Origin of the sequence: Micromonospora sp. HM5-17, from assembly GCF_003762835.1 — a bacterium.
Lineage (GTDB): Bacteria > Actinomycetota > Actinomycetes > Mycobacteriales > Micromonosporaceae > Plantactinospora.
The window spans coordinates 25,679-35,806 of sequence record NZ_RJWA01000017.1; the positions used below are offsets into that span (position 1 = coordinate 25,679).

The following is a 10,128-nucleotide window of genomic DNA, read 5'->3' on the forward strand; positions in this document are numbered from 1 at the left end:
TCATTTCCGGCCTTGTTCTTGCCTTCTTTTTGTACCTAGGCTGGGGTCCTACCCTGCTCGCCGTACTCCTTGCTGCCATTGGCGGAATCGTGGGAGCACACTTTGATGGCCGTATCGATCTCACCTCTGTGTGGAATGGCCTCATTGGTAAGGAGAAAGGCCAAGGTTAATGACAGATAGTTCCACTCAGGGCCACACGCGTATCTCGCTGCGGACCATGGAACGCATCGTTACCGCCGCGATTGCTAGCGTGCCCGGCACCAAGGCCATTGAGGCCAAGCTAGCGGGCATCGGCGGCCGCGGTTTTCCACGGGTCTCGGTCCAAATGGACTCGGAGCGCGAGGTAGCGGCGGTCAACGCCACTATCGGCGTGGTTTGGCCCTCGCCGGTTACTACGGTGGCGGAACATACCCGCGCCGCCATTTCAGAAGCCATCGCGGCTCATACCGGTTATTCCACGACGCGCGTTAATGTCACCGTCGGCGGTTCCGTTCCAGGCAGGCGGGTAACAGCGGCAGAAGTGGAGCAGCGTCAGGTTGCTGCTGCCGTCGCGCCGCACATCACGCCCTCGCCAGTCTGGCAGCCGGTCACTGCAGAATCGGTCAACGTACGCAGCATTGCCACACCGGAGAATACACCGGTGCGCAGCGTCACTGTCCCGGACTCCGGCATCGCGGTGCGGTCCGTAGGCACTCCGCGCGAGGCCGAGGTACGCAGCATCTCTGCAGATCTCCCTGACCACCAATTACGGGAAGTCTCTTCCCCAGGTGAGCAAACGCTGCGGCCGCTAAAGGAGCCTAAGCCGGTACACGTTCACAGCGTGGCGGCGCCGCGCCCAGCCAAACTGGCTCCCAGTGGACAGGTTCGCCCGCTGTCGCGAAAAATACAGGTTTCAACTCCTCGGCCACAGCCGCTGCGTGATATCGAGATCCGCCACGAATGGTCACCGCGCCGTGTGCAGGCCCCTAAGTCCGCTCCGGTGAGAAAGGTACAAGCCCCTCGACCACAAGCCCTCAAGCGTATTGAGGTCACCCCGGCCAACCCTCGCCCGCTGCATGTGGATGCGCCGCGGCCGGAACCGTTGCGCGCCATTTCCATAAACCCCTACCGCCCACAAGGAGGCAACCATGGCTGAACAGCACATGCCTGAACACTTTGGGCAACAGCCGAAGGCGTCTCCAGCGGCGCGAACATGGGCCGTGATTCTAGGGCTGCTTCTGCTCGCCGCGGGCGTCGTCGGCGTGCGCGAGACGTGGCTTGTAGGTTCCGGTTCCGATGCTCAATCATGGGTGCAGCCAGTGCTTAATCTCATCGCCACTGAGCAGCTGCAAACCTGGATGATCTGGGCTGGTATCGCATCCATCATCGTCGGCCTTATCTTCCTGTTTGCAACACTAAAGACGCGCCGTACAACGCACCTGCAGCTGGCCTCCGATACCGCGTCTATGTGGATGCGGCCGGTAGATATCGCTCGCCTATCTTCGGCGACTGCTCGCCGCGTACCGGGCGTTGCCTCCGCCCAGACCTCAGCGGATAAAAAGACTGCCAAGGTCACCGTCAATGGTGATACCGACGATGCCGAGCTGCAGGCCCGAGTAGAGACCGCGGTTAAGCAATGCCTGGCTCACTTGAAGAATCCGCCGCAGGTCACCGTAGCTGTAGAGAAGATTCCGGAGTTGGATAACAATGTCTAGAAAACTTGCTACTTTTGACCGCATCCTGCTCGGCCTGCTGGGAATTATCCTCATCGCTTTGGGCGTGTGGCCCATCCTTATCCACTTCAACGTGGAGTTTGCCAAGTATTTAGCCCTGTGGGTGGACCACGATGCGTGGAAGACATTGGCGGACAATGACTGGTGGGTCTGGGCGTTGGCCGGTGGCTCCGCGCTGCTGCTTATCGTAGGTCTGTGGCTCGTGGTAGCTAACCTGCGCCACCGTCGCTTTAATAACGTGGAGTCTGCATCGTCTAATGACAAGGGATCTATCACGACGTCGATGAATGCTATTGCCGGCGCCGTGGCTCAGGACCTAGATGGGGTCAAGGGCGTCGAGCACGTGGAGCGGCTCGTGGCTTATGACCGCGCCCGCCCCACCCTGCAGTACACGGTGACGGCTAATCCGGACACCCCGGTGGAGCGTCTTACCGGCGCAGTGGAGACCAATGAACGCGATTTCCGCGCGGCCTTTCCGGACGCGGACTTGGACACCATTTACAAGCTGCAATTCAGCAAGGTGGGCCCGCTGAAGGATCTATCCGAATAGCGGGTTTGGGGTCTCTGCCACTAAGACCTCTTCAATGGCCCCCAAACGGGCCGATTCGCCGCCCCCGAGGATTATTTCTAGTTCCTCTCCGGGGCGGCATTTTTCTATTCGCTGCCAAGAAAAATCCTGGCGGGTAACGCGGCGATTTTCCTTGGCAAATAGGTGGAGTCCATGGTCAAGAACGCCAATAGATCCGGAGAAGCGAAGAACAAAGACGAAATCGCCTAAGTCCTGCCGCTTCAGGCCGTTGAGATCTGGGCATTTCGTACTCAGCCGCATGAGGCTGGAGACCACGCCGAAGCGGTGCTCGAAGCCCTCTGCATCACGAATAGTAAAGGGCCGGCCGGGCCCGGCCGGGCGAATGGAATCATAGGACCACACCACCGGCTGGGTATCGGGGCGACGCACGATGATGTGGGTGGAGGTAGCGGTGATGCGGTTAGTGGGGGCTTCGGCAAGCACGAGCCACTCCCCTTCCGCAATGCGGCCGTTGTCCAAGGGCAAAAGCGGCGGGTGCACGGCCGCTTGGCGCTGCAACTCCGCTACCAGCTCCGCATCGCTCGCGCCCCAACCGATACCCCGATTGGCCAACATGGCAAAGAAGGTGGCAAGGCTGAGGTCGGGCTGGCCCTCCCAGGCGCGGCGGAGGGACTCAAGAGTGGGATCGATGCGGGTGGGGTCATCCATATCCGCCAAGACTACCCAGCGCCGGTGTCAGGCAAGAGGTCGGGGCGCGGGCGAAGATATTCACCCCCGGAGTTAATTTCATTCAATTAAATAAATACTATAAGTGTTCAACAATCGCGAACGCCATATCCCCTGTTCATCGGCACTTTATTGCACTATTTTCCCGCTTCGCCACCCTCACCAATACCTATCACGTTAAAGGGGATTTATATCACGGGGCTAATTCGATTGTGTCCCGCACAACAGCTTATTAAATTGGTCACATACAACGATTCGCTCGTTGGAACCACATTTACATCCCGTTTCCTGCTTAACCACGCACGGAGAATCTCTATGACTAAATATCTGATCAAAAAGACCTTGGGCTGGTTACTCATGATCTTTTTGGCTACCAACCTCGCCTATCTCTTGGCGGCCAACTTCCTGGACCCACGGTCCAATTACATCGGCCGCCGCCCGCCGCTTTCGGCGGAGGAAATCAATAACCTCCTCGAGCCCTATAACCTCAGCCCCGATACCCCGCTAGTGCAACGCTGGTGGACGTGGCTAACCAATATCCTCACCAAATGGGACTGGGGCCAATCGCCGGTGGGCGAGGTGGTGAACTCAGAAATTAGCTACCGTATCTGGGTCTCCGCGCAGCTACTTTTGCTTTCTACCATTTTGTCCATCCTCATCGGCGTGGCCGTGGGTGTTTATACTGCTTCGCGCCAGTACAAGACCGGCGACCGCGTCTGGCAGGGCATTTCCATCATTGCGATGAATACCCACGTCGTGGTCGCTTCTATCGCTGTGGTGTGGGGCGCGCTCAAAATCAACGAGCTGACCGGAAAGAAGATTTTCTATGTCGTCGGCTCCCACTCGCTGGATGTGGAAGGTTTCTTTCCCAAGCTAATGGACTCCGCGCAGCACTTGGTTCTTCCTACTATTTCGCTGGTTTTCATTAGCTACGCTAGCTATCACATGACCCAGCGCACCTTGCTGCTGGATAACTTGGATGCAGACTATGTGCGCACTGCTCGCGCTAAGGGCTTGACTCGCCAGCAGGCGATTCGCAAGCACGCTCTGCGCACCTCCATCATTCCGGTGGCTACCTCGGTGGCCTTTTCCATTCCGGGTATTTTCACCGGTGCGGTGATGACTGAACGCATCTTTGGCTGGAACGGCATGGGCCAGTACTTCATCGAAACCATTAGCAAGAACGACGTCAACGGTGCAGCAGCCGTCGCCGCCTTTGGCGCCGCCATGACAGCCATTTCCGCGGTATTGGCGGACGTGGTCGTCGTTGCGCTAGATCCACGAGTGAGGGTGAGTTAAATGACCCCATCTAAAGACCGCAACTATTTCAAGCAGGAACCGCGCGGGGAAATCACCGCGCACAGCGAGGTCGCAACGGGGGACCCCTTCTCCCCGGCCGAGGCCGAGCAAGTAGCCACCCTAGAGCAGATGCCGCGGGGCACCTCGCGTTATAAGCTCTACCTGCGCCGCTTCTTCCGGAATAAGCTCGCTACCATAGGCCTAATCATCCTGGTCTTTTTGATGCTGGCAGCCCTCTTCGGCGGCTTTTTTGCCAAGTGGGACTATACCGAGCCGGACTTCCTCGCACTCTCGGAGCCGCCGAGCCCCGAGCATTGGTTCGGCACGAATGATACCGGCAATGACCTCTATGCCCAGACCATTCACGGCTTGGGGAGGTCACTGACCATCGCCATCGTGGTGTCACTGGCCACCTTGGTCATTTCCGCTTTTGTCGGATCGGCCGCGGCATTGTGGGGCGGTGTAGCCGAAAAGGCGGTGCTGGCGGTCATCCACTTCTTGCTGTCCATCCCTACCTTCTTGCTCATTGCGCTGGTGGTAGCGGATTCCGGTGGCGATTGGAAGCTACTCATCGTAGTCCTCATCGTCTTTGGCTGGATGTACCAGGCCCGCGTGATTTGGTCCCTAGCACTTACGGTGCGCGAGCAAGACTATGTCCGCGCTGCTGGTTACATGGGCGTTTCCAAGTTGCGCACCATCGTGCGCCACGTCATCCCGAATATTGGCTCGCTTCTTATTATCCAATTCGTCTTTGGCGTGGTGGGCACCGTGGGCTCCGAGACGGCCTTGTCCTTCCTGGGGTTGGGCGTCAAGCTTCCCGACGTCTCCCTCGGCACCCTCCTGCAGGGCGGCACCGCCGCTGTGCAGTCCTCCCCGTGGCTGTTCTACTTCCCTGCCGCAACCTTGACCTTGCTCACCGTGTCCATGGCTTTCATTGGCGATGGCCTGCGCGATGCGCTCGACCCCAACTCGAATTCCGGAGGCAAAGCATGACCTCGCCCGTCTTATCCGTCAAAGACCTGCGCGTAAACTTCCCGTCCGAGGCCGGATCGGTCTCCGCGGTCCGCGGCGTAGATTTTGATCTCTACCCTGGCCGCACGCTCGGCATCGTGGGTGAATCCGGATCCGGTAAGTCAGTAACCTCCATGTCCATCATGGGCCTGTTGCCAGACTACGCAAAGATCACTGGATCCGTGAAATTCGAAGGCCGCGAGCTGCTCGGCCTGAGCGATAAGCAGATGTCCGAAATCCGCGGCAACGGCATTGGAATGATCTTCCAAGACCCGCTCTCCGCGCTCACCCCGGTTTTCGATATTGGATCGCAGTTAGTGGAGGCAATCCAGGCCCATAGGGACGTCGGCAAGAAGCAAGCGCTCAAAGAGGCCACGGAATTGCTCGATCTCGTGGGCATCCCCGATCCGCACCTGCGGTTGAAGTCCTTCCCACACGAGTTCTCGGGCGGCATGCGCCAGCGCGTAGTTATTGCCATCGCGATTGCCAATAATCCGCGCGTGCTCATCGCGGATGAGCCCACGACCGCGCTGGATGTGACCATTCAGGCGCAGATTCTAGACGTCATTAAGCTCGCGCAGCGCGAAACAGGCGCCGCAACCATCATGATCACCCATGACATGGGCGTGGTAGCAGAAACGGCCGATGATGTCATGGTCATGTACGCCGGCCGCCCCGTGGAGCGCGGTGATGTGGATACCATCTTCTCCCAGCCCCGCATGCCCTATACCGTGGGCTTGCTCGGCTCCACGCCGCGCCCAGATGTGTCGGCCGAAGAACCGCTCACTCCCATCGTGGGCAGCCCGCCAGTACTGGTGGACCTCAAGCAGCGCTGCCAATTTGCCCCGCGCTGCCCCGTGGCGCAGCCCGCCTGCTCCGACGGCGAGCCCCCGCTTATTCCGCTTGACGATACCTCGGGCCACGAGAGCGCCTGCCTGCGCGCACCCGAAATCCGCGACCGCAAGATCGGCGGCGACCTCATGTTCAAACCGCCGCAGCTGGCCGATGATGTCATGGCCGGTGTGCCCCGCGATGAGCGCCCCACCACCCTGGAAGTCCGGGATCTACGCAAGGAATTCCCGCTCACCAAGGGCGCATTAGTAAAGCGCCGGGTAGGAACGGTCAAGGCGGTTGACGGTCTCACCTTTGATATCCGCAAGGGTGAATGCATGGCCATCGTCGGCGAATCTGGCTGCGGTAAGACCACCACCCTGCTGGAAGTCATGGACCTCAAGCCCGAACATGGCGCGGTAGTGCTCAACGGGAAAGACGCGGCCGGGATGAGCAACTCCGAGCGCCGCGCGGCCCGCAAGGACATCCAGATTGTCTTCCAGGATCCGATGAGCTCGCTAAACCCCCGTCTTACGGTTCGTGAGGTCATTGCCGAACCGCTCAATTCCCTCGGTTTTGATGGCGACGTGGATGCCCGCATCAATGAGCTCATGGGCCTTGTCGGTCTAGATTCCTCCCAGCTTGACCGCTTTCCTAGCCACTTCTCCGGCGGACAGCGCCAGCGCATCGGCCTTGCCCGCGCATTGGCTACCAACCCCTCGGTTTTGGTGTTAGACGAGCCCGTCTCCGCGCTCGACGTCTCCATCCAAGCCGGCGTCATCAACTTGCTCGAAGATCTGAAGAGAAGGCTGGGGCTGTCCTACCTTTTCGTGGCCCATGACCTTTCGGTGGTGCGCCACCTCTCCGATAGGTTGGCTGTCATGTATAAGGGCAAATTTGTGGAATCCGGGCCAACCGACGAGGTCTTCGAAAACCCCCAAGCGGACTACACCAAGAAGCTCCTGGATGCCATTCCGATTCCGGATCCGGAGGCTGCTCGCAGGCGACGCGACCCCCGTCCGGCCAATGCGTCCCCAATTTCCCAAAAGTGACGCGCCACACAGTTACTGTTCTATATAGTTATCCTCACACCTGAAATGATGCGGCGGCTGAATCGCTGCCACATCTTTCACTTCCTCTCACTCAAGGAGAAACCCGATTATGCACAAGTTCACTCGCTTCCGGATCGCTACCGTTGCCACCCTTTCCGCCGCAGCCCTCGCGCTCACCGGCTGTGCCGCCAACTCAGGCGGAGGCTCTAATAAGGCCGTAGGCGGTCTCGACATCGAGGTCAATCCAGCCGGCGATTATAACGAGAAATCCCGTGACGAGCTCAAGGACGATGGTGAGCTCACCCTCCCCATCGACGAACTGACCGAGCAGCAAAATACTTTCCACGCCAATATGGTCACCGATACCCGCACGGTATGGGGTTGGTACAACCCACAGCTGGCGCTTTACGACGGCGAGGGAAACTACACCCCAAACCCCGACTACGTCGACGAGGCCAAGGAAGATAAGAAGGGCAAGAACACCGTCGTTACCTATAAGATCAACAAGGATGCCACCTTCAACGACGGCACGCCTATCGACTGGAAGGCTTTCGAGAATACCTGGCGCTTTAACAACGGCAAGGACGAGGACGTCCAGGTAAACTCCACCGACGGATACGAGCGCATCACCTCCGTGGAAAAGGGCGCTACCGACAAGGACGTGGTCATCACCTTCGATGGCCCCTACCCGTGGTGGCAGGGTCTCTTCAACGAAGTACTCCACCCCGCTATTGATAGCCCAGAGAAGTTTGACAAGGCCTACCTGGGCAAACTGAACCCGCAATACGGCGCCGGCCCATTCAAGGTAGAAAACGTAGACTTCAAGGGCGGCACCCTCACCCTCGTGCCCAACGAAAAGTGGTGGGGCGATAAACCGAAGCTGAAGAAGGTAAGCTTCCGCGTCATGGAATCCCAGGCCACCATCAACGCCTTCCAGGCCGGGGAAATCGATGCGGCTGGCGTGGCCGATAAGAACAGCCTCACCATTGCCGGACAAATGGGCGAGGACATCGACATCCGCGCAGCATTACGCCCTGCCAATGTCATCCTCACCCTCAATTCCAAGGCGCCACAGCTCAAGGATGAGGACGTGCGCCACGCCGTCTTCTCCGCCATCGACCGCGATCAGCTGGCCGAGATCCGCTATAACGGCCTGGGCTACGAAGAAGAGATGCCGGGCTCCCTCACCCTCTACTCCACCCAGGAGGGCTACAAGGACAATATCAAGGACGTCATTAAGTTCGATCCTGAGCAATCCAAGAAGTTGCTGGAGGACGCCGGATATCAACAGGGTGACGACGGAATCTATGCTAAAGACGGGGAAAAGCTATCCCTGCGCTATATCCTCATTGGTGACGATGAGGTCTCCAAGTCCCTTGCCGCCGCAATCCAAAAGATGCTCAAGGACGTCGGCGTTGATCTCAAGATTGAAGAGCGCCCATCCTCCGAGTTCTCTAAGGTAACCTCTGAGCGAGACTTCGACCTCTTTTTGTCCGCCTTTACTTCCTCCGACCCATTCGGAGTCGCCTACTTTGGCCAGACCTACGCCAGCGATTCCACACTGAATATGTCCGGCACTGGAACCAAGGAATTCGATAAGAAGATTGAAGAGCTACAGAAGCTTCCTACCAAGGAGGAGCAAATTGACCGCGTCAATGAACTCGAGTCTGAAGCCTTTGGCCACTACGGAATCCTCCCCTTTGCCAACGGCCCACAGATGGTCGGTGTAAAGAAGGGCCTAGCTAACTTTGGCGCCAACGGCTTCGCTATCCTCCCCAAGGAAGATATCGGCTGGGAGAAATAAGAGCACTACAAGCTTCTAGCGCACTACGCTCAAGCCTCCCGCGGCAAACCCAACAGGGCTAAGTCGCGGGAGGCTTTCTTCTGCCCGCAAAAGTCCACGCAGGCGGCATCAACTGTCTACGGCAGCTCTGCGCGTAGCTTCAGCTTGAGTTCAGAGGGTCGTTGCAACACTTTCCCTTAGGAGGGTGTTGTTGTGTCTGGGGTTGTTGGCCCGTTTTATTCGTTGTCTGAGTCGGATCGTCGTGGCTTAGTTGCCTTGGTTGGCAGTGGGCGTAGTGTCCGTTCGGCGGCTGGTGAGCTTGGTTGTCATTACGGGCATGCTTTGAATTTTTGCCATGCCTTTGGATTGCCAGTCGTGATTAAAGCCAAACGAGTTGATCGCCGCGGCAGCCAGGCTTTTCAGCTTGTGGAGCTAGTCCGAAGCGGACTGTCGGTACACCAAGCCGCCAAAAGATGTGGGATGCATCTGACTGCGGCTTATGCCGTAGCTACGGAAGCTGGGTGCCATATCCGGTTAAGTCAGTATGCTCGGAAAGTCCGCCAGACGCAGTTAAGAGTGGAATACTTGCGCCTTCGGCTGGCGAGCCTGCCTAGTGGTGATGCTGGCGCGGCAGTAGGAATTGATCGTCGATTGTCTTTAGATTTTGAAAAAGGACTTACCAAATCCCAGGGTCAACGAGAAGAGTTCATACCCGTCGGCGAAGACGCCAGCACGTATAACAGACTTATGAAAGCGCTGCGCCAACGCCATGATGTCATCGAATCCGGAAGGCTTGCCCCTCCCGCCTTACCTAGCGGGGTGGATCCGTATAAACGCATCAGTAATCGCTATATCTGCTTTGAAGAACGCGTCATTATCGCCGATCTTCTCCGCGAAGATGTGCCGCTGCGTGAGATTGGGCGCCGTTTAGGGCGAAGTGCATCGTCAATTCAGCGTGAAGTACGCAGAAACCACAGTGCTGAAGGCCCGTATCGTGCAGAAACAGCCCAGTTAAAGGCCTGTGCGCGCAGATTGGAGGGTGTCAGGAAGTTTGTGTGTGAGGCTCTGATCTAGAAGGAGTTTCACCGATAATGACTACGGTGTCACCGAAGAAAACCATGACCCGGCGAGGGTCAACGAGATCAGCGAGAAGCTGATGGAAAATTCTGAAATCGCCAGCTTGAT

General features: G+C 58.0%; 9 protein-coding genes. 8 read left to right on the forward strand and 1 reads right to left on the reverse strand.

What is annotated here, in order from left to right; translation table 11 throughout:
- Positions 1-217 precede the first annotated feature (217 nt).
- Genes EF879_RS26240 through amaP form a run of 3 tightly spaced genes read left to right on the forward strand, consistent with a single transcriptional unit; the run spans position 218 to position 2,262 of the window.
- Positions 218-1,135: a hypothetical protein gene (locus EF879_RS26240; protein ID WP_199736618.1), complete on the forward strand. Its 918-nt coding sequence runs from the start codon at positions 218-220 to the stop codon at positions 1,133-1,135.
- The gene (locus EF879_RS26245) at positions 1,128-1,694 is read left to right on the forward strand and encodes a DUF6286 domain-containing protein (RefSeq protein ID WP_123563206.1); all 567 of its coding nucleotides are present in this window, start codon (positions 1,128-1,130) and stop codon (positions 1,692-1,694) included. Before EF879_RS26240 ends, EF879_RS26245 begins: the two co-directional genes overlap by 8 nt.
- Entirely contained in the window at positions 1,687-2,262 is a 576-nt protein-coding gene (gene amaP, locus EF879_RS26250) for an alkaline shock response membrane anchor protein AmaP (RefSeq protein WP_123563208.1), read from the forward strand. Before EF879_RS26245 ends, amaP begins: the two co-directional genes overlap by 8 nt.
- Here the strand turns inward: amaP and EF879_RS26255 are convergent.
- Positions 2,251-2,949, reverse strand: a complete 699-nt coding sequence (locus EF879_RS26255) for a hypothetical protein (protein ID WP_123563210.1) — start codon at positions 2,947-2,949, stop codon at positions 2,251-2,253. The genes amaP and EF879_RS26255 overlap by 12 nt on opposite strands.
- A 333-nt stretch (positions 2,950-3,282) precedes the next feature.
- Between EF879_RS26255 and EF879_RS26260 the strand changes: the two genes are divergently transcribed.
- The 5 genes from EF879_RS26260 to EF879_RS26280 all read left to right on the forward strand — a co-directional run bounded on the left by EF879_RS26260 (position 3,283) and on the right by EF879_RS26280 (position 10,017).
- Positions 3,283-4,266 carry an ABC transporter permease gene (locus tag EF879_RS26260; RefSeq protein WP_123563212.1) on the forward strand — a complete coding sequence of 328 codons (984 nt, stop codon included), beginning with the start codon at positions 3,283-3,285 and terminating at the stop codon, positions 4,264-4,266.
- Complete coding sequence (locus tag EF879_RS26265) at positions 4,267-5,259, forward strand: ABC transporter permease (protein ID WP_123563214.1); 993 nt, start codon at positions 4,267-4,269, stop codon at positions 5,257-5,259. It abuts the gene before it with no gap.
- A complete protein-coding gene (locus tag EF879_RS28680) occupies positions 5,256-7,160 on the forward strand; it encodes an ABC transporter ATP-binding protein (protein ID WP_123563216.1) in 1,905 nt (634 codons plus the stop codon). The genes EF879_RS26265 and EF879_RS28680 overlap by 4 nt, the downstream gene beginning before the upstream one ends.
- A 109-nt stretch (positions 7,161-7,269) precedes the next feature.
- On the forward strand, positions 7,270-8,964 hold the full coding sequence (locus tag EF879_RS26275; RefSeq protein ID WP_123563218.1) for an ABC transporter family substrate-binding protein: 1,695 nt from the start codon (positions 7,270-7,272) through the stop codon (positions 8,962-8,964).
- Between the two features lie 192 nt (positions 8,965-9,156).
- Positions 9,157-10,017 carry a helix-turn-helix domain-containing protein gene (locus tag EF879_RS26280; RefSeq protein ID WP_199736619.1) on the forward strand — a complete coding sequence of 287 codons (861 nt, stop codon included), beginning with the start codon at positions 9,157-9,159 and terminating at the stop codon, positions 10,015-10,017.
- The last annotated feature ends 111 nt before the right edge of the window (positions 10,018-10,128 follow it).

Excerpts from the sequence above, each read along its gene's own strand:
- EF879_RS26260 (WP_123563212.1), top strand. The coding sequence starts at position 3,283 with ATGACTAAATATCTGATCAAAAAGACCTTGGGCTGGTTACTCATGATC.
- EF879_RS26255 (WP_123563210.1), bottom strand. The coding sequence starts at position 2,949 with ATGGATGACCCCACCCGCATCGATCCCACTCTTGAGTCCCTCCGCCGC.
- EF879_RS28680 (WP_123563216.1), top strand. The coding sequence starts at position 5,256 with ATGACCTCGCCCGTCTTATCCGTCAAAGACCTGCGCGTAAACTTCCCG.
- EF879_RS26265 (WP_123563214.1), top strand. The coding sequence starts at position 4,267 with ATGACCCCATCTAAAGACCGCAACTATTTCAAGCAGGAACCGCGCGGG.
- EF879_RS26275 (WP_123563218.1), top strand. The coding sequence starts at position 7,270 with ATGCACAAGTTCACTCGCTTCCGGATCGCTACCGTTGCCACCCTTTCC.
- amaP (WP_123563208.1), top strand. The coding sequence starts at position 1,687 with ATGTCTAGAAAACTTGCTACTTTTGACCGCATCCTGCTCGGCCTGCTG.
- EF879_RS26240 (WP_199736618.1), top strand. The coding sequence starts at position 218 with ATGGAACGCATCGTTACCGCCGCGATTGCTAGCGTGCCCGGCACCAAG.
- EF879_RS26245 (WP_123563206.1), top strand. The coding sequence starts at position 1,128 with ATGGCTGAACAGCACATGCCTGAACACTTTGGGCAACAGCCGAAGGCG.